Origin of the sequence: Sphingomonas sp. GCM10030256, from assembly GCF_042666415.1 — a bacterium.
GTDB lineage: Bacteria > Pseudomonadota > Alphaproteobacteria > Sphingomonadales > Sphingomonadaceae > Sphingomicrobium.
On record NZ_JBHTDI010000001.1, the window covers coordinates 1380611 to 1405331 of the forward strand.

Annotated in this window: 29 protein-coding genes; 18 read left to right on the plus strand and 11 right to left on the minus strand. The window is 66.1% G+C overall.

Annotated features, from left to right (window positions below):
* Window positions 1-11: 11 nt before the first annotated feature.
* Window positions 12-710 (minus strand): queuosine precursor transporter, encoded by a 699-nt coding sequence (locus ACFQPG_RS06935; RefSeq protein ID WP_380811332.1) that lies wholly within the window; start codon window positions 708-710, stop codon window positions 12-14.
* 98 nt (window positions 711-808) lie between these two features.
* Here ACFQPG_RS06935 and ACFQPG_RS06940 point away from each other — a divergent pair, with 98 nt between their 5' ends.
* From ACFQPG_RS06940 to ACFQPG_RS06955, 4 genes are all read left to right on the plus strand, one after another.
* The gene (locus ACFQPG_RS06940) at window positions 809-1795 is read left to right on the plus strand and encodes an adenosine kinase (protein WP_380811334.1); all 987 of its coding nucleotides are present in this window, start codon (window positions 809-811) and stop codon (window positions 1793-1795) included.
* Window positions 1795-2364 carry a TIGR00730 family Rossman fold protein gene (locus ACFQPG_RS06945; protein ID WP_380811740.1) on the plus strand — a complete coding sequence of 190 codons (570 nt, stop codon included), beginning with the start codon at window positions 1795-1797 and terminating at the stop codon, window positions 2362-2364. Before ACFQPG_RS06940 ends, ACFQPG_RS06945 begins: the two co-directional genes overlap by 1 nt.
* Before the next feature lie 19 nt (window positions 2365-2383).
* Window positions 2384-3649: a NupC/NupG family nucleoside CNT transporter gene (locus ACFQPG_RS06950; RefSeq protein ID WP_380811336.1), complete on the plus strand. Its 1266-nt coding sequence runs from the start codon at window positions 2384-2386 to the stop codon at window positions 3647-3649.
* A gap of 143 nt (window positions 3650-3792) precedes the next feature.
* Complete coding sequence (locus tag ACFQPG_RS06955; RefSeq protein WP_380811338.1) at window positions 3793-4740, plus strand: isopenicillin N synthase family dioxygenase; 948 nt, start codon at window positions 3793-3795, stop codon at window positions 4738-4740.
* Window positions 4741-4993: 253 nt separating this feature from the next.
* Here ACFQPG_RS06955 and ACFQPG_RS06960 read toward each other — a convergent pair whose 3' ends face one another.
* The gene (locus ACFQPG_RS06960; protein ID WP_380811340.1) at window positions 4994-5398 is read right to left on the minus strand and encodes a UrcA family protein; all 405 of its coding nucleotides are present in this window, start codon (window positions 5396-5398) and stop codon (window positions 4994-4996) included.
* 201 nt (window positions 5399-5599) lie between these two features.
* Entirely contained in the window at window positions 5600-6040 is a 441-nt protein-coding gene (locus tag ACFQPG_RS06965) for a cytidine deaminase (protein WP_380811342.1), read from the minus strand.
* 53 nt (window positions 6041-6093) lie between these two features.
* On the opposite strand from ACFQPG_RS06965, the gene ACFQPG_RS06970 reads away from it, so the two are divergent.
* On the plus strand, window positions 6094-7794 hold the full coding sequence (locus ACFQPG_RS06970; RefSeq protein WP_380811344.1) for a bifunctional metallophosphatase/5'-nucleotidase: 1701 nt from the start codon (window positions 6094-6096) through the stop codon (window positions 7792-7794).
* On the opposite strand, the gene ACFQPG_RS06975 is transcribed toward ACFQPG_RS06970, so the two are convergent.
* Window positions 7791-9251, minus strand: a complete 1461-nt coding sequence (locus ACFQPG_RS06975) for an AMP nucleosidase (RefSeq protein WP_380811346.1) — start codon at window positions 9249-9251, stop codon at window positions 7791-7793. The two genes, ACFQPG_RS06970 and ACFQPG_RS06975, sit on opposite strands and share 4 nt — an antisense overlap.
* Window positions 9252-9357: 106 nt before the next feature.
* Here ACFQPG_RS06975 and ACFQPG_RS06980 point away from each other — a divergent pair, with 106 nt between their 5' ends.
* Genes ACFQPG_RS06980 through ACFQPG_RS06995 form a run of 4 tightly spaced genes read left to right on the plus strand, consistent with a single transcriptional unit; the run spans window position 9358 to window position 13216 of the window.
* Entirely contained in the window at window positions 9358-10119 is a 762-nt protein-coding gene (locus ACFQPG_RS06980) for a DUF1499 domain-containing protein (RefSeq protein ID WP_380811348.1), read from the plus strand.
* A gap of 58 nt (window positions 10120-10177) precedes the next feature.
* Window positions 10178-10621 carry a MarR family winged helix-turn-helix transcriptional regulator gene (locus ACFQPG_RS06985; RefSeq protein ID WP_380811350.1) on the plus strand — a complete coding sequence of 148 codons (444 nt, stop codon included), beginning with the start codon at window positions 10178-10180 and terminating at the stop codon, window positions 10619-10621.
* Window positions 10618-11664 carry an HlyD family secretion protein gene (locus tag ACFQPG_RS06990; RefSeq protein ID WP_380811352.1) on the plus strand — a complete coding sequence of 349 codons (1047 nt, stop codon included), beginning with the start codon at window positions 10618-10620 and terminating at the stop codon, window positions 11662-11664. The genes ACFQPG_RS06985 and ACFQPG_RS06990 overlap by 4 nt, the downstream gene beginning before the upstream one ends.
* A 4-nt stretch (window positions 11665-11668) precedes the next feature.
* Window positions 11669-13216, plus strand: a complete 1548-nt coding sequence (locus tag ACFQPG_RS06995; protein WP_380811354.1) for a DHA2 family efflux MFS transporter permease subunit — start codon at window positions 11669-11671, stop codon at window positions 13214-13216.
* A gap of 3 nt (window positions 13217-13219) precedes the next feature.
* Here the strand turns inward: ACFQPG_RS06995 and ACFQPG_RS07000 are convergent, their stop codons facing one another.
* The 6 genes from ACFQPG_RS07000 to ACFQPG_RS07025 form a co-directional block, all read right to left on the minus strand.
* Window positions 13220-13999: a dimethylarginine dimethylaminohydrolase family protein gene (locus ACFQPG_RS07000; RefSeq protein WP_380811356.1), complete on the minus strand. Its 780-nt coding sequence runs from the start codon at window positions 13997-13999 to the stop codon at window positions 13220-13222.
* A gap of 161 nt (window positions 14000-14160) precedes the next feature.
* Window positions 14161-14742, minus strand: coding sequence for a 30S ribosomal protein S9 (gene rpsI, locus ACFQPG_RS07005; RefSeq protein WP_380811358.1), 582 nt, complete (start codon window positions 14740-14742; stop codon window positions 14161-14163).
* Between the two features lies 1 nt (window position 14743).
* Window positions 14744-15223, minus strand: coding sequence for a 50S ribosomal protein L13 (gene rplM, locus ACFQPG_RS07010; RefSeq protein WP_380811360.1), 480 nt, complete (start codon window positions 15221-15223; stop codon window positions 14744-14746).
* Between the two features lie 87 nt (window positions 15224-15310).
* The gene (locus ACFQPG_RS07015) at window positions 15311-15622 is read right to left on the minus strand and encodes a hypothetical protein (RefSeq protein WP_380811362.1); all 312 of its coding nucleotides are present in this window, start codon (window positions 15620-15622) and stop codon (window positions 15311-15313) included.
* Window positions 15619-15936, minus strand: coding sequence for a divalent-cation tolerance protein CutA (gene cutA, locus ACFQPG_RS07020; protein WP_380811364.1), 318 nt, complete (start codon window positions 15934-15936; stop codon window positions 15619-15621). Before cutA ends, ACFQPG_RS07015 begins: the two co-directional genes overlap by 4 nt.
* Window positions 15937-15962: 26 nt before the next feature.
* Window positions 15963-17078, minus strand: coding sequence for a COX15/CtaA family protein (locus tag ACFQPG_RS07025; protein ID WP_380811366.1), 1116 nt, complete (start codon window positions 17076-17078; stop codon window positions 15963-15965).
* Window positions 17079-17189: 111 nt separating this feature from the next.
* Here ACFQPG_RS07025 and ACFQPG_RS07030 point away from each other — a divergent pair, with 111 nt between their 5' ends.
* Complete coding sequence (locus tag ACFQPG_RS07030) at window positions 17190-17567, plus strand: MerC domain-containing protein (protein ID WP_380811368.1); 378 nt, start codon at window positions 17190-17192, stop codon at window positions 17565-17567.
* 3 nt (window positions 17568-17570) lie between these two features.
* On the opposite strand, the gene ACFQPG_RS07035 is transcribed toward ACFQPG_RS07030, so the two are convergent.
* Complete coding sequence (locus ACFQPG_RS07035; RefSeq protein ID WP_380811370.1) at window positions 17571-18287, minus strand: TMEM175 family protein; 717 nt, start codon at window positions 18285-18287, stop codon at window positions 17571-17573.
* A gap of 62 nt (window positions 18288-18349) precedes the next feature.
* Between ACFQPG_RS07035 and ACFQPG_RS07040 the strand changes: the two genes are divergently transcribed.
* Genes ACFQPG_RS07040 through ACFQPG_RS07075 form a run of 8 tightly spaced genes read left to right on the plus strand, consistent with a single transcriptional unit; the run spans window position 18350 to window position 24708 of the window.
* Entirely contained in the window at window positions 18350-18808 is a 459-nt protein-coding gene (locus tag ACFQPG_RS07040) for a Fur family transcriptional regulator (protein ID WP_380811372.1), read from the plus strand.
* Window positions 18809-18853: 45 nt separating this feature from the next.
* Complete coding sequence (gene dxs / locus ACFQPG_RS07045; RefSeq protein ID WP_380811374.1) at window positions 18854-20785, plus strand: 1-deoxy-D-xylulose-5-phosphate synthase; 1932 nt, start codon at window positions 18854-18856, stop codon at window positions 20783-20785.
* A 17-nt stretch (window positions 20786-20802) separates the two neighbouring features.
* On the plus strand, window positions 20803-21537 hold the full coding sequence (locus tag ACFQPG_RS07050; protein WP_380811376.1) for a TlyA family RNA methyltransferase: 735 nt from the start codon (window positions 20803-20805) through the stop codon (window positions 21535-21537).
* The gene (locus ACFQPG_RS07055) at window positions 21518-22051 is read left to right on the plus strand and encodes a TspO/MBR family protein (protein WP_380811378.1); all 534 of its coding nucleotides are present in this window, start codon (window positions 21518-21520) and stop codon (window positions 22049-22051) included. The genes ACFQPG_RS07050 and ACFQPG_RS07055 overlap by 20 nt, the downstream gene beginning before the upstream one ends.
* A gap of 3 nt (window positions 22052-22054) precedes the next feature.
* Window positions 22055-22381 (plus strand): accessory factor UbiK family protein, encoded by a 327-nt coding sequence (locus tag ACFQPG_RS07060; protein WP_380811380.1) that lies wholly within the window; start codon window positions 22055-22057, stop codon window positions 22379-22381.
* A gap of 8 nt (window positions 22382-22389) precedes the next feature.
* Entirely contained in the window at window positions 22390-22899 is a 510-nt protein-coding gene (locus tag ACFQPG_RS07065; protein ID WP_380811382.1) for a YbjN domain-containing protein, read from the plus strand.
* A gap of 31 nt (window positions 22900-22930) precedes the next feature.
* On the plus strand, window positions 22931-23794 hold the full coding sequence (locus ACFQPG_RS07070; protein WP_380811384.1) for a pyrroline-5-carboxylate reductase family protein: 864 nt from the start codon (window positions 22931-22933) through the stop codon (window positions 23792-23794).
* 29 nt (window positions 23795-23823) lie between these two features.
* Window positions 23824-24708 carry a branched-chain amino acid aminotransferase gene (locus ACFQPG_RS07075; RefSeq protein WP_380811386.1) on the plus strand — a complete coding sequence of 295 codons (885 nt, stop codon included), beginning with the start codon at window positions 23824-23826 and terminating at the stop codon, window positions 24706-24708.
* Window positions 24709-24721: the final 13 nt, after the last annotated feature.

Sequence of the window (24721 nt, forward strand, 5' to 3'; positions counted from 1 at the left end):
GCCGTTGTTATTCAAGCCGAACGCCGGTCGAGCGACCGCCCGATGCCGACAAAAATGTAAATGAGTGGCGGAACCAACACAATCGACAGCACGACCTTGGCCAGCATCTGGCCAAGCAGCAGTTCGCCGATCGGGAACACGCCGTAGAAGGCAATGGTGATGAAGATCAAAGTATCGACGATCTGGCTGAGCACGCTTGCCACTGCCGAGCGCAGCCACAGCATGCGCGAGCCTTCGCTGCCCTTCAGCCGGCTGAAGATGGTGACGTTGAGCAGAGTCGAGATGCCGTAGGCCAGGATTCCCCCCAGCCAGATCCGCGGCGTCCCCGTCATCATCGTCTCGAACGCCGATAGCCGCGCCGGGTCCATCTCTTTTGCGGCGGGCGCGGCGAGCACCAGGATGGTCAGCGCAAGGCTGACCAGCAGGGGCACGAAGCCGATCAGCACCAGCCGGTTGGCGGTGTCGCGACCGTGCAGTTCGGCGATGGCGCTGGACGTCACCACCAGCAGGAGGAAGGCGAAGATACCTGCCTCCACCGCCAGCGGCCCGAGCGCGACCTGCTTGTTGCCGAGCACGCCCGCGATGCAGACCATCCCGCCGTAGAAGATGCCGAACGCGAACAGCGACGGCGATATCCGCCAGCCGCGGGTTTCGCCGGGATCGGCGGCGGAAAGCGGTTCGGCGTGGGCGGCGGCGGTTGCGGTGCTCATGGGCGGGGAGGGGTAGCGGGTTTGCCGCGCCGTTCAAGTCCCGCCAAATCAGGGACTTTCTTGACCAGTTCGTTCGCGGTCCTTACCCGCGCCGACTCGTGACTTCCCGAGCCCTTGATATCGTGGCCATCGGCGATGCGATCGTCGATGTCATCGCCACTTGCGACGACGCCTTTCTGGAGCAGCACAAGCTGCCCAAGGGCTCGATGCAGCTGTTGTCGACCCAGCAGGCGGACGCCCTCTACGGGGCGATGGGTTCGGCGCGCGAGACCAGCGGCGGTTCGGCCGCCAATTCGATGGCCGGGTTCGCCGCGATGGGTGGGCGCGCGGCATTCATCGGCCAGATCGCCGACGATCAGCTCGGCACCATCTTCGCGCATGACATGCGGGCGCTCGGCGTGGCGTTCGACACCGCGCCACTGACCAACGGCCATCCCACCGGCCGCTGCCTGATCCTGGTTACGCCAGACGCCCAGCGGACGATGCACACCTGCCCGGGCGCGGCGCATCAGCTTGCCCCCGAAGCGCTCGACGAAACGCTGATCCGCGATGCCGCCATCCTGTTTCTCGAAGGCTATTGCTGGGGTCCCGAGCTGCCGCGCAAGGCAATGGGCCGAGCGGTCGAGATCGCCCATGCCGCCGGCAACAAGGTCGCCTTCACCCTGTCCGAAAGCGTCTGCATCGCGGGCCGCAAGGAAGGCTTCCAGGGCATGATCGACGGCGGCGGGGTCGATATCCTCTTCGCCAACGAGGATGAGGCACTGCAGCTGACCGGCACCAGCGACCTCGACGGCGCGATCGCAGCCCTCGCGCCCAAGGTGCCGACGTTGGTGCTGACCCGCGGGGCGGCCGGAGCGCTGGCCTATGAGGGTGGGGTATGCACGGACGTACCCGCCGTGCCCGTGCGCGAAGTCGTCGATACGACTGGCGCGGGCGACCTGTTCGCCGCCGGCTTCCTCGCCGCGCGCTGCAGGGGGCACGGGACCGATCGCCAGTTGATGACGGGCGGGATCGCCGCCGCGGAAGTCATTTCTCACTTCGGCGCCCGCCCGATCGCGGACCTCGCCGAACTGGTGCGGCTGTGATCAAGCGCCTCGCGGTCTACTGCGGTTCGGCCATGGGCGCCGAGCCCGCCTTCGCCGATGCCGCGCGCGAACTTGCCCGCGAGATGGTCGGCCGCGGGATCGACCTTGTTTACGGCGGTGGGCGGCTCGGCCTCATGGGCGTGGTCGCCGACGAGGTGCTAGCCGCCGGCGGCCAGGTGTACGGCGTGATTCCCGCTGCCCTGGTCGACAAGGAAGTCGCGCACCTCGGCTGCACCGAATTGCATCAGGTCGCCAACATGCATGAGCGCAAGGCCAAGATGACCGAGCTGTGCGATGCCTTTGTCGCACTTCCGGGCGGCATCGGCACGCTCGATGAACTGTTCGAGGCCTGGACCTGGAACGCGCTCGGCTACCACGCCAAGCCGTTCTGCCTCCTCAATGTCAACGGGTTCTGGACTGCCCTCGACAGCTTCATGGACCATGTCAGCGCGTCGGGCTTCCTGTCCGCTGCTCGCCGTGAACAATTGCTCGTCGCACAATCGCCTGCCGAAGCCATTGAAAGACTGGACGAAGCAGCAAAGGCCGCTACGCAGGGCATGGTCTGGTAAGGCCGGGGGGCTTAGAAAAATGACTCAGTTGTTCGGCCTGGTCGGGGTCGTCGCCATTCTGGCGCTCGCGTTCCTGCTATCCACAGACAAGCGCGCCATCCGTCCGCGGGTGGTCGGTGCGGCGTTCGCGCTGCAGGCCGCGATCGCGTTCCTCGTGCTGTGGACGCCGTGGGGCCGTTCCGCGATCGCGGGCATGGCTCAGGGCGTCGCCAACCTGCTCGGCTATGCCGGAAAAGGCACCGAATTTCTGTTCGGGCCAACCGCGTCCAACCCGCTCGCCAACACCTTTGCGATTGCCGCGCTGCCCGTCATCATCTTCTTCGCGGCGCTGGTCGCGATCCTCTACTATCTCGGGATCATGCAGCGGATCGTGCGCTGGTTCGGCGGCGCCATCGGCTGGATCACCGGGGTCGGTCGGGTCGAGGCGCTCGGGTCCGCCGCCAACATCTTTGTCGGCCAGTCGGAATCGCCGCTGGTCGTCCGGCCTTACCTCGCCGCGCTCCGGCCGGCGCAGCTGTTCACCCTCATGGTGGTCGGCATGGCGGGTGTGGCCGGCACCATCCTCGCCGCATACGCCAGCCTGCTCGGCGAAGCCTATCTGCCTTACCTGCTCGCGGCCGCCTTCATGTCCGCGCCGGGCGGAATCCTGATGGCCAAGATCATGATGCCCGACGGCGCGTCCGCGGAGGGCGAGCTTCCGCTGGGTGATGAGGGCGACGGACAGGTCGACGTCGCCGAGACGTTCGAGGAGGGCGAGCGGCCGGCCAATATCATCCAGGCCGCGAGCGCCGGGGCCCTGACCGGGGTCCGGCTGGCCGTCGCGGTTGGAGCCATGGTGCTGGCGTTCGTCGCGCTGGTGGCGCTCGCCAATGGCATCCTGGGCGGGATCGGCGGCTGGTTCGGCTTTCCGAACCTCAGCTTTCAGCAGCTCGTCGGCTACATCTTCCAGCCGTTCATGTTCCTGATCGGCATTCCCTGGAACGAGGCGGGCGTTGCCGGCGGCCTGTTCGGGACCAAGATCGTCCTCAACGAGTTCGTGGCGTTCATCGACCTCGGCAACGCCACTGGCCCCGCCGCGGCGCTGACCGATCGCAGCCGCGCCATCGTGACCTTCGCGCTGTGCGGCTTCGCCAACTTCAGCTCGATCGCCATCCAGATGGCGGTGACCGGCGGCCTTGCGCCCAACCAGCGTCCGGTGATCGCGCGGCTTGGCATCCGCGCCCTGATCGCGGGCAGCCTCGCCAACCTGATGAGCGCGGCACTGGCAGGGATCATGCTGCCTTAGGCCGCGCTGCCTGCTCGCCCGTCTTGAGAAGTCGTCCTTGCGAGCGTAGCGGTTGGAACAGACCGTAGGGCAAGCAATCCAGTTCACTTTCGAAGAGCACTGGATTGCTTCGTCGGTCCGCTCCTCGCAATGACGGGAATACCATGACCGACACCCTCACCCCCGATGCCATCGCTTCCGTTTCCCTCACCGAAGCCGAGCGCGACCGCGACGCCTTTGCGCAGAAGCTCGGTCGAAGCTTCGAGGAATATGGTTTTGCGGTCCTCGCCGATCACGGCATCCCCGACGACCTGATCCATCGTGCCGAGGAGAAGGCGAAGGCCTTTTTCGCCCTCCCGGAAGAAGTGAAGCGCAACTATGCGCTTGGGCAGGGCGGCGCGCGCGGCTACACGCCGTTCGGGATCGAGACGGCCAAGGGTCACAAGGCGCACGACCTCAAGGAATTCTGGCATGTCGGCCGCGAACTGCCGCAAGGCCACAAGTTCAGCGACGTCATGGCGCCAAACGTGTGGCCCGACGAGGTGCCCGGCTTCAGGGAAACCTTCCTTGAATTGTACGACACGTTCGACCGCACCGGCCTGAAGGTGCTCGCCGCCATCGCCCGCTACCTGGGCGTGGACGAGGATTATTTCACCGACACTGTGCGCGATGGGAACAGCGTCATGCGCCTGCTCCACTATCCGCCGCAGACCGAGCCCACCGGCGAGCATATCCGCGCGGGCGCACACGAGGACATCAACACGATCACGCTGCTGCTTGGCGCGGAGGAGGCGGGGCTCGAACTGCTGACCAGGGACGGCCGCTGGATCCCGGTTTCGCCCAAGCCTGGCGAGCTGGTCATCAACATCGGCGACATGCTGCAGCGCCTGACCAACGGCAAGCTACGCTCGACCTCGCACCGGGTGGTCAACCCGTCACCCGACCGGGCCAGCAACGCGCGCTACTCGATGCCCTTCTTCCTCCACTTCCGCCCGGACTTCATCATCGAAGCGCTGCCCGGCACGGTCCGGGCGGGTGAGGAGCCGAAGTGGCCGCCGATCAGCAGCCACGATTACCTCATGGAGCGCCTGCGCGAGATCAAGCTGGCGTAAGACGATCCTTCCCGCCGTGCGGCGCAGGGTAGGGATCAGGGGGTGCGCACGGTGCCCGGGTTCCTTGCACAATAGGATTGCGCCTGCTTCAACGCTTTCGCGCTAGATCCGCCCGGCTCTTTCTCAACGTTGCACACCCTGCTGGCGCGACTGCACGAAACCTGACCCTTGCCTCAGCGTTGGCGGTTTTCCGCCCTCGTTACCGTGAACATTGTGAACATTCGCGGTGCAACGAGGACGGAAATTGGAAGCCTTAGCGAGCGCCGACCACCACCAACATCGCCACAGGTGGACCGATGGCCAGACCCGCCACCCTCATCTGCGCCTGTTTGACGGCGGCTGCGAACTGACCATCGGTGCTGCGAACTGCGTCCCACGAACAGGCCCCATTCTCGTAGAAACTGATGTAGCCGAGGTCGTCGCAGAGATCGCGTGCGGTGCCGTTGATCCGGCGCTTCAAGGCTTTCCGGTCCGAAGCGAGTGCCAGGTTGAGGTCCTTGTAGGAGACGATCCGCTGAAAGTCGGGGTCAATCCGGCGCCCCTCGACAATGATGTCGTGACCCTTGGGAGGTGCGCCGAGCACCGCCGTTGCGCTTGCCGCGAGCGCCAAGGCAACAAAGCTGGCGGCAGCGGCAGATGCTATCTTACGTCCGTCCATGGTACCCTCCACTGACCAAATGGTCCTTCATGGAGGCGACCTCTCACTGAATGCCCTTGGAATCATGCGCGTTTCGGTGAAGTTTCCCGGCTTTTCTTTTGGTCGACCGTCTTGCAGGCGAACTGCCCATGGTCTGTCGTTGAAGAAGGTGAAGAGGCCGATCGGGTCGACTGGTGGCCGTGCGGTGCCGCTTCGAACCTCCTAGCTCGCGCCCGCCAGGTTGGCCGGGCCGAAGCCATGCGGGATCAGGCTGAAGATGGTGTGCTCCTCGACCTCGTGACCGTCACCGCTGGCGCAGAGGATGGCAATGTCGCCGCCGCCGAGTTGCGCGGCTTCGAGGATCGCCTGCCGGCACCCGCCGCAGGGCGTGACGGGCTGCTCCCCGGTCAGTTCGCCCGCGACAACGCCGCCGGCCACCGCAATCCGGGCCACCTTGTCCAGCCCGAACGCATGCTGCGCCGCGGTCAGCGCGCTTTGCTCCGCGCAGATGCCGAGCCGGTAGCAGGCGTTCTCCATGTTGGCGCCGGTCACCACCTCGCCGTCGGCACTCAGGATCGCGCAGCCGACGTGGAAACGGGAGTAAGGGGCATAGGCCTTGAGCGCGGCAGCGCGCGCGCTTGCAATCAGTTCGTCATCGTTCATGGGCATGGCTCTAGGCCTGCCGCCGCCCTGACCGCAATCCAAGAGGTCGTTTTGTGACTCGTCTGCCCGTTCTGCTTGCCGCTTTGCTTCTGTCTGCGTGCACCACAGCCGATCAACTCGCCGCGCCGGTCAAGCCCACCGGTCCAGCGCCAGCGTCCGCAATGGAGGTGCAGCTGCTCGGCATCAACGATTTCCACGGCAACCTCGAAACCCCGACAGCGCCCGTCACGGTCGTCGGTGCCGGCGGCGCCAAGCAGGAGGGCCGCTTCGGTGGAGCCGCGGCGCTTGCAGCGACGCTTGAGCGGCTCCGGGCGGAGGGGCGGCCCAGCGTTACCGTCGCGGCGGGCGACCTGATCGGTGCAACGCCGCTGGTGTCCGCCTATTTCCTGGACGAGCCTACCATCAAGGCCCTGTCGCTGATGAAGCTCGACGTCGCTGCCGTCGGCAACCACGAGTTCGACAAGGGCAGCGCCGAGCTGCTCCGGATGCAGAACGGCGGGTGCGAGAAGCATGGCAGTCGCGAACCGTGCCGTCTCGAGCCGTTCGCCGGAGCTGGTTTCCAGTATCTCGGCGCCAACGTGATCAAGGCGGACGGCACGACCCTGCTGCCGGCCACTGCGATCAAGCAGGTCGGGGCGGTCAAGATCGGCTTTGTGGGGATGACCCTCAAGGAAACCGCGACCCTCGTTACGCCGGCCGGCGTCCGCGGGCTGGCCTTTGCCGACGAGGCGGCCACAGCCAACGCCTGGGCCAAGTGGCTCAAGGCGTCGGGCGCGCATTCGGTCGTGCTGCTGATCCATCAGGGTGGCCGCGTTCCGGAAACGTACAAGCTGGGCAGTTGCGAGGGCCTGTCCGGCGACATCCTGCCGATCCTCGCCAAGCTGGACGACACGATCGATGCCGTGGTCTCGGGCCACACCCACAACAGCTACGCCTGCCACGTTCCGGTGCGCGGCCGGAATGTCATGCTGACCAGCGCCGGCAAGAACGGCTATCTCGTCACCGACATTCGCCTGACCTTCGACCCGAACACCCGGAAGCTAATCGGCACATCGGCGGTGAATGTCCCGGTCACCGGTACAGGCAGCCCGGAAGTGTCAGCGCTTGTCGACCGCTACCAGAGGGCCTCGCGGGAAGCAGCTAACCGGGTTGTCGGCCGGCTTTCCGGTCCTGCAATGAGGTCGGAAACGGACGACGAATCGCCTGCAGCCAGGCTGATCGCCGACGCGCAACTCGCCGCCACGCGCAGCCCTGATCGGGGCGGCGCGCAGCTCGCCTTCATCAACGCCACCGGTGTGCGCACCAACCTTATCCCCGGAGAAGGCGGTGCGATCACTTACGAACAAATCTTCGCGCTCCAGCCGTTCGGCAACGGCCTGGTGGTGAAGACACTCACCGGTACGCAGCTGCTGGAGCTTCTGGAGCAGCAGTTCCGCACCGGTGCGGACGGAAAGGCCAAGACGATGCTGCTGGTGCCGTCGTCCAATCTCCGCTTCAGCTACGACCTGACGTTTCGCGAAGGGCAGCGGCTGCGGGACGTGCGGCTGGACGGCCGCCCGATCCGCCGCGACGCGACCTATCTGGTAGCGGTGAACAACTTCCTCGCCAGCGGGGGCGACGGCTTCACTCTTCTGTCTCAAGGGCGCGACCCGTTCGATGCAGGGCTCGATCTCGACGCGCTAGAGGCCTGGCTCAAGACCAACCCCAAGGTGCCGGCGGACCAGCGGACTACCGACCGAACGCCAAAGACCTAGCGCAGCGGCGGTTCGTCGAAGCTCCTGAGCTTGCGGCTGTGGAGGCTGTCGCCTTCGTCGCGCAGCAGGTTCAGGGTTTCGATCCCGATCCGCAGGTGCTGACTGATCGCCCGTTCGTAAAAGGCGTTGGCCTGGCCAGGCAGCTTGAGCTCGCCATGCAGCGGCTTGTCGGACACGCATAGCAGTGTGCCATAAGGGACGCGGAAGCGGTAGCCCTGCGCGGCAACGGTGGCGCTCTCCATGTCGATCGCGACCGCCCGGCTCTGGTTGAAGCGCAGCGCGGACTGCGTGTAGCGGAGCTCCCAGTTGCGGTCGTCGGTCGTGACCACCGTCCCGGTGCGCAGCCGCCGCTTGAGGCTGTCCTCGTCCTCGCTCGTGACCTTGGCCGCGGCGTTGAACAGCGCCGTCTGGACTTCGGCGATGGCGGGGATCGGGATTTCGATCGGCAGCACGTCGTCCAGGACATGGTCGTCGCGCAAATAGGCGTGGGCGAGGACATAGTCGCCGATGGTCTGGCTGGGCCGGAGGCCGCCGCAATGGCCGATCATCAACCACGCCTCGGGCCGAAGCACGGCGATATGGTCGCAGATCGTCTTGGCGTTGGACGGGCCGACCCCGATGTTGACGAGAGTGATGCCGTCATCCCCGTTCGGCCCAATGAGGTGGTAGGCCGGCATCTGGTAGCGGCGCCACGATCCGGCAGCGATCTCCGCCTCGGCATTGTCCGGCATCCCGCGATCATAGTGTCCCCCGGGGACCGAAAGCCCTTGGTAGGGTGTGTTCGGCATTCGCAGCGCGTCGGCGGCAAAGCGGACGAACTCGTCGACGTAGCGGACGTAGTTGGTGAACAGGATGTAGCGCTGGAAATGGGCGGTCGGGGTGCCGGTGTAATGCCGCAGCCGCGCCAGGCTGAAGTCGGTCCGGGGCGCATCGAACAGGGCCAGCGGCCGGGCCGAATGGATGGCGAAGTCCCACAGTCCGTCGGCAATCTCATCGCCGATGTGGACCAGCTCGGTGGTTGGAAACCAGCGGCCGAGCTCGGCGCTGGCGACAGCGCCGAGCTGCAGGTCCTCGCTTCCGTCAAGCACATATGGGTAAGGGATCTCGCTTGCCGAGCGGCCGACCGAGACGGTGACGTCATAGTCGCGGAAAAGGTGCTCCAGCTGGATGGTAAGATATTCGCGGAACAGGGCAGGGCGGGCGATGCTGGCGCTGTAGATTCCCGGCTGGTTGAGCCGCGCGAACGCCCGGGCCGGCACCGGCGGCGGCGTATCCGGATCATATTCGATCCGCAGCTCGGGGTACGCGAACGAGCCGTTGGCACGCGCTTCACCGTCGGGGCGGGTGCCGAGCTGAACGTACGCCAGCAAAGCCCGGCGGAGGTTGGCGACGGACTCGTCGAAGATGCTGCAAAGATCGTCGAGGATCTCCGGGATATGTTCGGCTTTGGTCGTCATCGGACATGCGATTGAGGCAGGCGGGGCGGACTGGCAAGCCCTGGGCACCAGCGGACGTTGCGGACAGCGCCTGGCTGCGCCACAAATGAGCGCAGGGGGTGCGGTCATGCGGAGACAGGAACGAAGCGGTGCCGGGGCGGGACTTGCCTGGCTTGCGCTGGCCCTGGCCGTGGGCGCAATCAGCGGCGCCCTGCTGGCCGGGCTGGGGACGGGCGAGGGCTGGTGGAGCTATGCTTCTGGCTTGTACGCGCTGCGCTACCTGTTCTTCATGGCCCTTGTCGGGGCGGTCGTGGGACTGATCGCACGCTTTCGGCGAAAAGAGGGACAGATGCTTGCAGTCGGAGCGGTGCTGCTAGGCCTGCTGTTCGCGGCCTACCTAGGCAACTACTACCGGATCGCGGGGTCGGTGCCGGCGATCCACGATGCGAGCACCGATCTTGCCGACCCGCCGCAGTTCCAGACGCTGAAACTGCGCGCCGACAATCTCGACAAGGTGCCCGACATGGGACGTCCGGGTTGGGCGCAGCTTGGTCCGCTTGAGCGCTGGCGGGCGGTTCACTCCGAAGCCTATGGGGACCTCAGGACGGTGCGCCTGCCGGTCGCTCCAGCCGAGGCGCTCCGCCGGGCAGAGCAACTCGCCCGCAGCCGGGGTTGGCAGATTGCCGCCGTCGACCCCGCAGCCGGTCGCCTCGAGGCGACTGCAACCACCCGTTTCTTCCGCTTCAAGGACGATGTGGTGGTCCGCATTCGCCCGGCACCAGGCGGCGGGAGCATCGTCGACGTCCGCTCCGTTAGCAGGGTGGGCGTGAGCGACCTTGGCGAAAACGCCAGGCGTATCCGCCGCTTCCTTGCGGACCTGACCGCATGACCCTCGCAGCACGACCGGAGCATTTGATTTACTAAGCCAGCTTATTATATGCGGGGCTATGGAAAGTCTCGGCTGGCAGATTGGTGAAACGGCGAACGCGCTGAAACGGCTGTTCGGCCGCCGCGCAGCGGAACTGGGTGTCACCAGCGCGCAGTGGCGCGTCATGGGGCAGCTCATCCATCATCCAGGGACTCGGCAGGCGGCGCTAGCCGAGCGCCTCGACATCGAGCCGATCACCCTCACCCGGACCGTGGACCGGCTTGAGGAGGCCGGGCTGGTGGAGCGCCGTCCAGACCCGGCCGACCGGCGGGTGCGCCAGCTGCACCTTACCGCCGCTGCGGAGCCGTTGGTAGAGAAGCTGCGCGCCATTGCGGCGGAACTGAACAGTCAGGTCTTTGCCGGGCTGCAGCCGAACGAGCTGGACGCCTGCCAGCGCATGCTGGCGCTGATCCGTGAGAACATCGCCGTGAGCGAATGCGTCAAGAAGGCCAAATCCGCATGAACAAGATGACCAGCGAGCCACTGATTGGCGAGGAAGTTCAAGCCGTTCGGCCCGCACGCAACTGGAAGCGGCTGGTGCTGCTGCTGATCGTGCCGCTGCTGCTGCTTGGCGGTGGCCTGTATGCCTGGCTGGCGGGCGGCGACACGGTTTCGACCGACAATGCCGCGGTGAAGCAGGACATCGTCACCATCAGCGCGCAGGTCAGCGGCCCGATTGCCCAGGTGTATGTTGCGGAAGGGGACCGCGTGAAGGCGGGCGACCTGCTGTTCCGGATCGATCCCGCACCGTTCCAGGTGGCACTTGCACAGGCGGAAGCGCAGCTCGCGGGGGCGCAGCTGCAGGAGCGCCAAGTGGTCGCCCAGGCGGCGGGGACAGGCGCGGATATCACCGGCGCCGCGGCGGCGCTAACGATCGCCCGGCGGGCGCTGGGCCGGCAGGCCGAGCTGCTGAAGCGCGGCTTCACCACGCGGGTCCGGTACGATGAGGCCTTGGGTGATCTGGAACAGGCCCGGACGGCGCTGGCCGACGCCCGCTCCCGCGCGGCCAATGCTCAGGCGGCCATCGCCCCGTCGGGCGAGCAGCCGGGCGAAGCCGCCGCCCGCGCGGCGATCGCCAAGGCCCGGCTGGACCTTGCCCGAACGAAGGTTCGGGCTCCGACCGCTGGCATCGTCGCCAACGCGGATCGCCTGCTGCCCGGACAGTCGGTCGTTCCCGGCATCGGCATGCTGGCGATCGTCCGCGGCGATGCGGCCTGGGTGGAGGCGAACTTCAAGGAAAAGGACCTCGCCCGCATGGTCCCGGGGCAAAAGGTGCAGGTCGAGCTGGACGCCTATCCGGGAGCCGACATCGCCGGTCATATCGCCAGTATCGGCGCTGGCACTGGCAGCGAGTTTGCGATCCTTCCGGCCCAGAACGCCAACGGCAATTGGGTCAAGGTGACGCAGCGTGTGCCGGTGAGGATCGTCTTGGACCAGACGCCGAAGCGACCGATGATCGCCGGCCTGTCGGCGACGGTTACGGTGGACCTGGGCAGCGGCCGCTAAGCCGATGGCGTTGCCGACGGCCGAGACGAGCGGGCACGTCCTGGAGCCCGGCAAACGCCTGCTGGTGACGGTCGCGGTGATGATCGCCGTGCTGATGCAGGTGCTCGACACCACCATCGCCAACGTCGCCTTGCCTCACATGCAGGCGAGCCTTGGGGCGACGCAGGAAAGCATCAACTGGGTGCTGACCAGCTACATTGTCGCTTCCGCCATCGCCATCCCGATCAGCGGCTGGCTGTCCGACCGCATCGGCCGCAAGCGGCTGATGCTGCTATCGGTGGTCGGCTTCACGATTGCCTCCCTGCTCTGCGCGATCGCCACGTCGCTGCCGGAGATGGTGCTGTTCCGCTTGCTCCAGGGAGTCAGCGGCGCGTTCCTCGTGCCGCTCGCCCAGGCCACGTTGTTCGACATCAACCCGCCGGAGAAGCACGGGCAGGCGATGGCGACGTTCGGCGGCGGGATCATGATCGGGCCAATCCTCGGACCCGTGCTTGGCGGATGGCTGACCGACAGCTTCGACTGGCGCTGGGTGTTCATCATCAACCTGCCGGTGGGCGTGCTGGCGACGGTCATGCTGCTGCGCTTCATGCCGAAAGGCGAAGTGACTCGAGAGCGATTTGACCTGTTCGGCTTTGCCTTGCTGGCTGTCGCGCTGGGCGCCTTGCAGATGTTCCTGGATCGCGGCGAGCAGCTCGACTGGTTCGAGAGTTGGGAGATCATTGTCGAAGCCGGCCTGGCGATTGGTTTCTTGTGGATGTTCGTGGTCCACACCCTGACCTCGGACCGGCCAATCTTCGACAAGCGTATGTTCGCCGATCGCAACTTCGTCACCGGCCTGCTGTTCATGGTCGTCACTGGCGTGCTGCTGCTGGCCGGGCTTGCGCTGCTGCCGCCGCTGCTGCAGCGCTTGTACGGTTATTCGGTACTCCAGTCGGGCATTCTGACCGCGCCGCGCGGGATTGGAACGCTGATCGGGATGCTGGCCGCGGGCAAGCTGATCGGGCGTATCGACCTGCGGGTGCTGGTCACGCTCGGGCTGGCCCTCATGGGTGTGTCATTGTGGATGATGACCGGCTTCGCACTCGACCAGCCGGCCGGACCCGTCATCTGGAGCGGCTTGGTCCAGGGCCTGGGCCTGGGCCTGGTCTTCGTCACCATGCAGAGCCTCGCCTTTGCGACGCTGGTGCCGCAGTTCCGCACCGATGCGGCAAGCCTGCTGAACCTGGCTCGCAACATCGGCGGCTCCGCCGGCATCGCGCTGGTCGGCGCTCAGCTGGTTCGCAATACGCAGATCGCCCATGCCGACATGGCCAGCGGCATCACCGAGAACACGATTCCGATGGCCGATCCGAACCTCTTGGCCCGGATCGGTCAGCAGGGGGATATTGCGCTGGCGATCATCAATGCCGAGATCAACCGGCAGGCGCTGTTCATCGCCTATCTCGACGACTTCAAGTTGATGATGATCCTGACCTTCGCCGCACTTCCGCTTGTCGTGCTGATGCGCAAGGCCCGGCCCGGCGGAGCTAAGCCGCAGATGGTGGTGGACTGAGGCTTAGGTCTCGTCGGAGATCAGGCTCATGCAGGTAAGCCCTGCTTCGGCCTTCTCCAGCTCGCTGATGTCCACCTCTTCCACGGCGAAGCCAGCTGTGCGCAGGCGCTCGGCGGTGCGCGGGTAAGCGGCAGGGTAGATGAGTCGGTCGCCGGCCCGCAGGGCATTGGCGGCAAATGGCTCCAGCGGATGGTTGGGGATCAGGGCGACATCCTCGAACACGGAGGGGTCGATCCAGTCCGGGTTGATCAGCACCGTCGGCCGGCCCGCGTCGTCGGGACCGACGAATGTCGCTCCGGTCTTCAGGTGCAGGCAGCGGTCGTGCGGCACCGCCACCACCTCATAGCCGAGCGGCGCCGCGGCGTTGGCTAGGGCAACGATGCCGGCGCAGTCGGTCCGGCGGGACTGGCCGACGTAGATAGTCCTTCCGATGCGTAACACGTCGCCGCCATCCAACGTTCCCCGCTTCAGCCGGTGAACGGTGAAGCGACCGGCCAAAGCCCGTGCGGTGGACTCCACTTCGGATCGGCGCGTTGGTGCGCCGGGGCGGGTCACGATGGCATGGTCGTCCAGCAGGATGGCGGTGTCTTCGACGAATACCGCATCGGCATGCTCTTGCAGTTCGGGCAGGCGGCAGACCTCCAGGCCGCTGGCCCGGAGCGCACGTTCGTAAGCGGCGTGCTGGGCGGCGGCACGGTCAGGATCGATGGGAGATCGGCTGAGATGGGTAAGCTCGCAATCGGCGATGCGGGGACTGACGGGCCGAGTGAATGCGATGCTCAAGCTGCTCTCCTTTGCGTTGCATGAGGAAAGCGGGGCCTCGACGTATGTTCCGGTGTTCCGGCGGAAACAAAGAAAAAGGACGGCCCCGCGGAGGGTCGTCCTTCTTCGTTTGCGGGCGGGCTGCACGGGAATGATCCCGTGCCAATCCACCGATCGGAGACTTAGCGCTTTGAGAACTGGAAGCTGCGGCGAGCCTTGGCGCGACCGTACTTCTTGCGCTCGACGACGCGCGGATCGCGGGTCAGGAAACCGGCGCGCTTCACAGTGGTGCGCAGGGCCGGTTCGTACCGCGACAGGGCCTGGGCGATGCCGTGGAGCACGGCGCCAGCCTGGCCGGACAGGCCGCCGCCCTTGACGGTCGCGATGACGTCGAACTGGCCGACGCGATCGGTGATCCCGAACGGCTGGTTGATCACGAGGCGCTGGGTCGGACGAGCGAAGTAGACGGCCTGGTCGCGGCCGTTGACTTCGATCTTGCCCGAGCCCGGCTTCAGCCAGACGCGCGCAACGGCGTCCTTGCGGCGGCCCGTCGCATAGGCGCGGCCGAACTTGTCGAGCTGCTGCTCGCGAAGAACGGCTTCGATCTGCGGGCCTTGCGTCGAAATAGGAGCTTCATCGACGGCGTCAGCGGCCGAGGCGTCGGTTGCGTCGGCAGCGGGTGTTTCGGCCGGAGCGGCTGCCGGCTCGGCAGCGGCTTGGCTGGTCAGCGCGCCCAGGTCGGAAAGAGACTTCTTGTCGGCCATGTTATGCGCCCACCTTGTTCTTGCGGTTCATGCCCGCGACGTCGAGGACTTCCGGGCTCTGTCCGGCGTGCGGATGCTCGGTGCCGTTGTAGAGGTGCAGGGCACGCATCTGGTCGCGGCCGAGCGGACCGCGCGGAATCATACGCTCCACGGCCTTTTCGAGCACGCGTTCCGGAAAGCGGCCTTCGAGCACCTTGTCGGCCCGAGTTTCCTTGAGGCCGCCGGCATAGCCGGTGTGCTTGTAGTAGATCTTCTGCTGCAGCTTGCGGCCGGTGAAGCGCACCTTGTCCGCGTTGATGACGACGACATGGTCGCCGCAATCGACGTGCGGGGTGAAGCTCGGCTTGTGCTTGCCGCGCAGGATGTTGGCGATGATCGACGCGACGCGGCCAACCACCAGCCCGTCGGCATCAATCAGATGCCACTTCTTTTCGACCTCCGCCGGCTTGGCCGACTTGGTGGTCTTCATCAGCGCCTTCATGGGGCTTGGACCTTTTGCTAAACGAAGGAGCGCCGCCATTGCGGGCAGCGACTGTGGCCGCGCTATTTGCCGGCAAGGGCAAGAAAGTCAAGCAAAAGTGGGACTTTGCAGACGGGTAAAATGATACCCTCCTTCTTCCCGAGGCGTGTTGCGGACCAGCCACCGCCCCAGCGTCCACAAGGCGAGAACGCTGCCGACCATCGTCGAAAAAGCTAGGAGCGCGTTCCAGTCGGCCGGTCCCTTATAGTTGGCTCGGCTGGCCGCAAAGCCAAGGGCGACGCAAAAAGCCCCGAAACGCGAGGGGTGCAACGGAGCGAACAGTTCAAGGAAAACCTTCGCAACCGCACCAACCGCGAGGGTCGACAGGAGCGAGACGAGAAAAGCAAATAGAAGGGTCATGAGCGCGTCTCCGCTTCGACCCAATCGCCATAGCTGGCAAGCAGCTTGTCGATCGGCCAGACGGTGATCGCGGGCACGTCGTAGCTATGGAGTTCGGCGATGCGGGCGATCAGCGCGTCGGCTTGCTCCCTCGTCGTCTTGAAGATGGCGGGCACTTCCTCGGCTTCCTCGACCTCGCCTTGCCACCGGTAAATGCTCCGGCACGGGGCAAGGATGTTGATGCAGGCGGCTAGGCGGTCTTCGACGGCAGTTCGGCCGATGCGCTGTGCTTCGTTCGCGTCGGCGAAGATGCAGTAGACGGAAACGATGGGCATTGCAGTTCTCGCACAGCGTCCCTCGACTACGCTCGGGACGAACGGATCTCTTGATCAGTCACTATCCCGTTCGTGTCGAGCGTAGTCGAGACACCTTGGCCGCCTGCCACAGCTAAGCGGTGCGCCGCCATCAGCGTGGTGGCGATCAGGAGGACGGCGACCGCTTGGTGGGCCGCCGCGACGTGCAGCTGCATGCCCGACAGGAGAGCCCAGATGCCGAGCAGGATCTGGGTGCCGATCGCCGAATGGACGAGGATCGATTCGCGCCGTCCGCCTACACGCTTCACCTTCCGCGCGAGCACCACGACGAAGGCCAGCACCACGAATGCCCACCAGCGGTGAACGAATTGCACGATGATCGGATTGTCAACGAAGTTGCGGAGCAGCGGCTCGAGCCAGGGCGCCTCGGCCGGATACAGGCTGTCGCCCATGAGCGGCCAGCTATTGAAGGCGTAGCCGGCATTCAGCCCCGCGACGAACGCACCGAACATCAGCTGCAAGGCCAGCGCCGACAAGGTCCAAATCGCCAGTGTGGGCATTCGGCGGCGGACCGAACCGGGGGAGAGCAGGTCGAGCGCGGTCCACACGATCAACCCAAAGATGAACAAGGCCAGCAGAAGGTGGACCGCCAAGCGGACGTGGCTGACGTCGGTGCGCCCGACGAGCCCGCTGGCCACCATCCACCAGCCGATTGCTCCCTGAAGGCCGCCAAGGAGAAGCAGGACCAGGAGCCGCGGACCGTAGCCTTGCGGGATGGCCTTCTTCGCGGCGAACCACAGCAAGGGCAAAGCGTAAGCAAGCCCGATCAGCCTGCCAAGCAGCCGGTGCAGATATTCCCAGAAGAAGATCGTCTTGAACTCGCCCAGGCTCATCCCGCGATTGATCTGCTGATATTCGGGGGTCTGCTGGTAGAGCGCGAAGGCGGCGTCCCACTGCGCCTGGGTCAGTGGCGGGATCGCCCCGGTGATCGGCCGCCATTCGGTGATGCTGAGCCCACTCTCGGTCAGCCGCGTGATGCCGCCAACCACGACCATCAGGAAGATCAGCGCCGCCACGGCCAGCAGCCAATGAGCGACGGCTCGTGACCTTGCCGTGGACAGTGGTTCGGCTGACCCGGTGACGGTCGGAGCGGCGGCGGTCATGGGCGGCGCATATGGCCCGCTGGGCGATCTCCGGCAAGCGCGGCAGTTCGGCTCAGTCGCTGGAATGTGATGTTGTAACTTCGTGGATGAGGCAGTATATCAATTCCCGGGATGCTGCAGCTTACGTCCTCGACTCACCGGCTCGACCGGATGGCGATCGGCCTGTCCGGCCTGTGCCTGGTCCACTGCATCGCCACCACCGTCCTGCTCGCTTTCCTGTCCGCCGCGGGCGGCTTCTTGGGAGCGCATTGGGTTCATGAGGTAGGCCTGAGCCTGGCGATGATCCTGGGTGCGTTCGCGCTTGGGCGTGGGATCGTCGACCACGGCTTCATGATGCCGAGCGCGGTCGGAGGCCTTGGCCTAGGGGTGATGGGCGGGGCCTTGACGCTGCCGCACGACGGGACGGAGGCGGCGTTCACCGTACTCGGCGTGTTGATCCTCGCGCTCGGCCACGACCTCAACCGCCGAGGGACCCAGCACCCATTCTAGGGTCTAGGACTCCACTTCTCCTTCCACGACGGGCGCTTCGGTGACGTAGCGCGGAGTCGCCGGTGGCCATAGCAGCGACAGCGTCAGCAGGCTGGATAGCGCCAGCCCGATCCGCCAGTCGAAGAAGACGAGGGCAGCCGCCACCGTGTTCAGCGCGGCAAAGGCGACGTACCGCCGGTTGAGTTGCTTGACGTAGTTCGCCTCCAGGCGGGCATCGACCTGACGGCGCTTCCAGCCGACGGTCCACTTGAACACCCACGTCCAGGCCAAAGCGGCGAGTCCCACCACCCAATATCGGGTGGCAGCCTCTCGGGCGGCAGTGTCGGCAAGATGTTCGGCGAAGACGCGGGCGGGAAAGGCGATGAAGCCGATTCCGGCGAGGAACACCACGGTGGCAATCAGGAACCAGTGGCCGGTCGTCCGGTAGATGGCACCCGAGAAATGGTGATGGACCCAGTAAAGGCCGATCACGAACGAGGCGAGCAGGTAGCCGAGGTACGACGGCCACAGCTTCAGCAACTCGGAACCTAGCTTCGCATCTTGGCCATCGAGCGACGGCAGGACGATCTCCACCACCGGGAGAGTGAAGGCGATGGCGAACACTCCGTCGGCAAAGGCCTCCATCCGTGCCGTCCCGCGCACTGCCCCTTCGCCTTGATGCTCGTCGCGTCGGGCGGGGGCGTTCAAATCGGCGACAGGACTGGCGGCTTGCGTTGACATGGGCTGCTGAACGCAGCGGCGAGTCGCTTGTTCATTGGCCTCCAAGCGCTTATTTCCCGACCATGGCCGGGCACGATCACAATCTTCATCACGGCGAGTCCCTTCGGGATGCCGCCAAGTCCCAGCTGACCGAGCAGGGCGAACAGTGGACCGGCATGCGCGAAGCGGTGTTCGATGCTCTGGCCGGGTTCGATCGGCCGGCGAGCGCTTACGACATCGCCGAAGCCGTCTCCAAAGCCCAAGGCAGGCGGGTCGCGGCCAACAGCGTCTACCGGATCCTCGACCTGTTCGTGACCAACAATGTCGCGATGCGGGTGGAAAGCGCCAACGCCTATGTGGCGAACGCCCATCCGGGCTGCCTCCACGATTGCATCTTCCTGATCTGCGACACGTGCGGCCAGACCACCCATCTGGACGACGATCGCCTGGCAGGCGGCGTGCGCCAGGCCGCGGCCGATACCGGCTTTGCACCGACCCGGCCGGTGATCGAGGTCCATGGCAAATGCGAGGATTGCAGCTGACGCGACGGTTCGACATGCCTCGCTCGTGCGTTTACAGGCGTTGACATGTCCGATCGCCCGCTGACTCCGCTCCTTGACACCATTCAAAGCCCGGCTGACATCCGGGCGCTGACCAAGGAGCAGCTGCCCCAGCTCTGCGAGGAGTTGCGGCAGGAGGTGATTTCCGCCGTGTCGGTCACCGGCGGGCACCTCGGCGCCGGGCTGGGCGTGGTCGAGCTGACCGTCGCGATCCATTACGTGTTCGACACGCCCCACGACCGGCTGGTGTGGGACGTCGGCCACCAATGCTATCCGCACAAGATCGTCACGGGCCGGCGCGAGCGCATCCGGACGCTTCGGATGGGCGGAGGCCTGAGCGGTTTCACCAAGCGGAGCGAGAGCGAGTACGACCCGTTCGGAGCGGCGCACAGCTCCACCTCCATCAGTGCGGCGCTGGGCTTCGCAATCGCCAACAAGCTGGCCGGGGACAAGGGCCGGGCAATCGCGGTGATCGGTGACGGCGCCATGACCGCAGGCATGGCTTATGAGGCGATGAACAATGCCGAGCCTGCGGGCAACCGGCTGATCGTCATCCTCAACGACAACGACATGTCGATCGCGCCTCCGGTGGGTTCGTTGCGCAACTCGCTCGCGCGGCTGGTGTCTTCCGGTAAGTATCTCACCCCGCGCCGGCTGGCAGCCAAGCTGGCGAGCCATATGCCGAAGCCCGTGCAGCGTGCCGCCGAGCGGTTCGAGGAATATGCTCGCGGGATGGTCACGGGCGGGACCCTGTTCGAGGAATTGGGCTTCTACTACGTCGGCCCGATCGACGGGCACGACGTGATCAGCCTGGTCGAGATCCTGGAGAATGTCCGCGAGGCGCCGAAGGGTCCGATGCTGATCCATGCGGTCACGCAGAAGGGCAAGGGCTACGCGCCAGCGGAGAGCGCGGCGGACAAGTATCACGGTGTGGTCAAGTTCGATGTCGTCTCCGGCAAGCAGGACAAGGGGCCGTCGGGTCCGCCGAGCTACACGCAGGTGTTCGCCGATGCCCTGGCTCAGGAGGCCGAGCGGGACGAGAAGATCGTTGCCATCACCGCGGCGATGCCGTCGGGGACCGGGCTCGACCGGTTCGAGCAGCGCTTTCCCAAGCGCACCTTCGACGTCGGAATCGCCGAGCAGCATGCGGTGACCTTCGCCGCCGGCCTCGCCGCGCAGGGCTACCGGCCGTTCTGCGCGATCTACTCGACCTTCCTGCAGCGCGCCTACGATCAGGTCGTGCACGATGTGGCGATCCAGAACCTCCCGGTGCGCTTCGGCCTCGACCGGGCGGGGCTGGTCGGCGCTGACGGCGCGACCCACGCCGGGTCGTTCGATCTGGCGTACCTCTGCACGCTGCCGAACTTCGTGGTGATGGCGGCGGCGGACGAGGTCGAGCTCACGCACATGGTCCACACCATGGCGTTGCACGACAGCGGGCCGATCGCGGTCCGCTACCCACGCGGCAACGGCAAGGGAGCGGACCTGCCAAGCCAGCCCGAGCAGCTGGAGATCGGCAAGGGGCGGGTCGTGCGGGAGGGCAAGACGGTTGCGATCCTGTCGCTCGGCACCCGCCTGGGGGAGGCGGAGAAGGCGGCCGAGCAGCTGGAGGGCATGGGACTGAGCACCACGGTCGCGGACATGCGCTTTGCCAAGCCGCTCGACGAGGCGTTGATCCGCAAGCTTCTGACCACGCACGAAGTCGCGGTCACCGTCGAGGAGGCGGCGGTCGGTGGGTTCGGCGCCCATGTCCTGACGCTGGCCAGCGACGAAGGCCTGATCGACGCCGGTCTGAAGCTTCGCACCATGCGCCTCCCCGACCGCTTCCAGGACCAGGACAAGCCCGAGAAGCAATATGACGACGCCGGCCTGAACGCCCCGCACATCGTCGATACGGTGCTGAAAGCGCTCCGGCGGAACAGCGTTGGAGTTGAGCTGCAAGAGGGCTTCCGCGCCTGAAACTGCGTGCCGACCAGTTGCTGGTTGCCCGCGGCCTGACCGACAGCCGCACTCGCGCGCAGGCGTTGATCATGGCGGGCGCGGTGTTCGCTGGCGAGCGCAAGGTCGCCAAGGCGGGGGAGATGCTCACCGAGGACGCTGCGCTGGAGGTGCGGGGCAAGGATCACCCGTGGGTGTCGCGCGGCGGGATCAAGCTGGACCATGGTCTCGCTCACTTCGGCATCGACGTGACCGGAGCCGTGGCGCTGGACGTGGGCAGCTCGACCGGGGGCTTCACCGACGTGCTTCTCACCCGCGGCGCAGCGAAAGTGTATGCGGTGGACGTGGGGACGAACCAGCTGGCGTGGAAGCTGCGGCAAGACCCGCGCGTCATCGTTCACGAGCAGACCAATGCGCGCACCCTGTCTCCCGAACTCGTCCCGGAGCCGGTCGACATCGTCGTGTGCGATGCCAGCTTCATCAGCCTCGCCAAGGTGCTCGATGCGGCGATCAAGCTCGCCCGGCCGAGCGCGCATCTGATTGCGCTTGTGAAGCCTCAGTTCGAAGCGGGACGTGCCGAGGTCGGCAAGGGCGGGGTGGTCCGCGATCCTGCCGTCCACGAGCGGGTGTGCGCCGAGGCTGCGCAATGGATCGCAAGCCGCGGCTGGCATGTTCTGGGGATTACGCCCAGCCCGATCACCGGGCCCGAGGGCAATATCGAGTTCCTGCTGGCGGCGAGGAAAGAGGATAAAGATGGCGACACAGGCAGGTAAGCGGAGGCCGTGGTGGAAGGTGGCGCTGGTCGCGGTCCCAGCCATCGTGGTTGGCGGCTCCCTGATCGGCTATCTGTCGAACAGCGGCTTTGCGAACCACTGGTACGGGCCTCTCGCAAAGCCGTCGTTCCAGCCGCCGAGCTGGGCATTCGGGGTCGTTTGGACGACGCTGTACGCGTTGATGGGCGTTGCACTCGCGCTCGTGTGGACCAGCCCGCCTTCAAAGCCGCGGAGCAGGGGGCTGACCCTGTTCTTCGCGCAGCTTGCGCTCAACTTCCTGTGGTCGCCCGTGTTCTTCGGCGCGGGAATGATCGATGGTGCGTTGCTGATCATTTTGGCCATGAACGTGCTGGTGACGGCAACAATCATCGCCTTCTGGCGCGCGAGGCCACTGGCGGGACTTCTCCTGCTGCCCTATCTGGCATGGTTGTGCCTGGCGACCGCGCTTAATCATGAGACGGGCCGGCTCAACCCAGGCGCCGATCGAGCGCCGCTGGGCTTGACGGGAGCTTGAACAATGCAGTCGCAGAACCGTTTCTTCGACGATTTCGTGAAGATCATGAACGGAGCGGCCGGAACGGTCGCGGGGATGACGCGCGAGGCGCAGGACGGCATGCGCGAGCGGATGCGAGAGTTCGTCGGCGGGATGGACTTCGTGTCCCGCGACGAGTTCGAAGCGGTAAAGGCAATGGCCGCGGCGGCGCGTGAAGAGGCCGAGAGCCTGAAGCTGCGCATGGCCGCGCTGGAAGCGGCAGGCGGCGGCAAGGCCCCACGCAGGACCCCCGCGGGGGATGCGAAGACTCCTCCCGCCGGAGTCACGGGCATCGAGACTCCGGAGGAGTGAGCGCCGGCTTGAGCGACGAGGATGGCCCGGAGGAGCGCGACGACGGCGCTCCGATCGAGGTGCTGGAAGCCTATTTCGAGGCACGCGGCTGGGCCTGCGAACGGTCCGGGGAGGGCGAGATCATCGCCTCGGCGCCTGGCAGCTGGGCGCAGTACGAACTCCGCGGCGTGTGGCGCCCGGACGATCAGGTCCTGCAATTCCTCACCTTTCCCGATATCAAGGTGGGCGCGGAGAAGCGTCCCGCCATCTACGAGACGATTGGCCTGATCAACGAGCAATTGTGGATCGGCCATTTCGAATTGTGGTCGGGGTCCGGGCTGATCGTGTTCCGGCACGCCGCACTGATCGATGCGGGCGAGGAGGATGGCTTGAGCTTCGAACAGGCGGAGGCCATCGCGGAAGCCGCGATCGAGGAATGCGAGCGTTTCTACCCGGTGTTCCAGTTCGTCCTCTGGGGCGGCAAGTCGCCGTCGGAAGCCATTTCGGCGGCGCTGATCGATACGGCCGGCGAGGCCTGAGGCCGCTTCTCCCAAAAAAAAGGATGATCCGATGGAAGTTGTGAACCTGACTGGGTCCTCGCCCGAGCGGGGGCACGATCCTGATGCCCTCTGGCTCGTTGGGTGCGGTAGCATGGCGGGGGCGATGGTCCAGGGGTGGCGGACGGCGGGCCTCGACCTGTCACGGACCGCAGCGATCCGGCCGAGCGGAACGCCGGTTGAGGGCGTCCGAACCGTTCGCAGCATCGGCGAGGCCGGCGTTGCGCCGGGCGTCGCCCTGCTCGGTTTCAAGCCGCAGAAGCTTGGGGACATCGCTCCGGAACTCTCGGCCGCGATCGATGAGCGGACGATCGTGCTGTCGATGCTCGCCGGAGTTGAGCTCGCAACCCTTCGCGCTCGGCTTCCAAGCGCGGCAGCCATTGTTCGGATCATGCCGAACCTTCCGGTTTCGATCCGGCGCGGCGTGGTCGCGGTGTTCGGTGAAGAATTGGAAGCGGCCTCGCGCAACCGGGTGGCGGCGCTGCTGGTGCCGCTCGGCTTCGTTGCCTGGTGCGACCGCGAGGCTGAGCTGGGCGCCGTCGGGTCGGTCGCCGGCGCTGGCCCCGCGTATGTTGCAAGGTTCATCGCGGCGCTCGCGGCTGCGGGCGAGGGGAAGGGGCTGAACCCCCAGCTGGCGCTGACCGTCGCCCGTGAAACCGTGCTCGGCACCGGGTGGCTGGCGGCGGCGACCGGCGAGCCGATGGACGAGATCGTGCGTGGGGTTAAAAGCCCCAACGGCACCACCGAGGCCGGCCTCGCCGTGCTGGATGCCGAGCTTCCGGATCTGGTCGAGCGCACCATCGCTGCGGCAGGGCGGCGCGCCGCCGAGTTGGCCGCCGAGGCTCGCGGCATTGATTCGCCCGTGACCCCCCTCTAAGCCCCGCGCGACTTTCCAACGGGGACCTCATGGCGGACACGCGCAGCTTCGACGATCGCGACGGCTCGATCTGGATGGACGGCAAGCTCGTTCCCTGGCGCGAGGCCAACGTCCACATCCTGACCCATGCGATGCATTACGCCAGCTCGGTGTTCGAAGGGCAGCGCGCGTACGGCGGCACCATCTTCAAGCTGCACGAACATAGCGAGCGTCTCCGGCGGAGCGCTTCCATCCTTGGCTTCGACCTGCCCTGGTCGGCCGACGAGATTGACGAGGCGTGCAACGCGGTGCTGGCGGCGAACGGCCTCACCGACGCTTATGTTCGCCCCGTGGCATGGCGCGGGTCGGAGCAGATGGGCGTCTCGGCGCAGCGGACCCGCCCGCACCTGGCGATCGCAGCCTGGGAATGGGGCAAGTATTTCGACCCGGCGCTGGCCGCGAAGGGCATTCGCCTCGACATTTCGCCGTGGCGCCGTCCGGCGCCGTACACCGCGCCGACGGAATCGAAGGCCGCGGGCCTGTACATGATCTGCACCATGGCCAAGCACCATGCGGAAAACCGCGGGTACAACGACGCGCTGATGTTCGACTGGCGCGGCCGGATCGCCGAGGCGACCGGGGCCAATGCCTTCTTCGTCAAGGACGGCGCTCTGCACACGCCCACGCCCGACTGCTTCCTCGACGGGATCACCCGGCGGACGGTGATCGATCTGGCGCGCAAGCGCGGGATCGAGGTGATCGAACGAGCGATCTGGCCGGAGGAGCTGGAAAGCTTCCAGCAATTCTTCCTGACTGGAAGCGCGGCGGAAGTGACCTTCGTCGGCTCCGCGGGGCCATGGAATTTCGAGGTCGGCGATCTGTCTCGTCAGCTTGCGCGCGACTATGACGATCTGGTGAACCGCCGGCAAGTCTGAGCAGGCGCGAGCA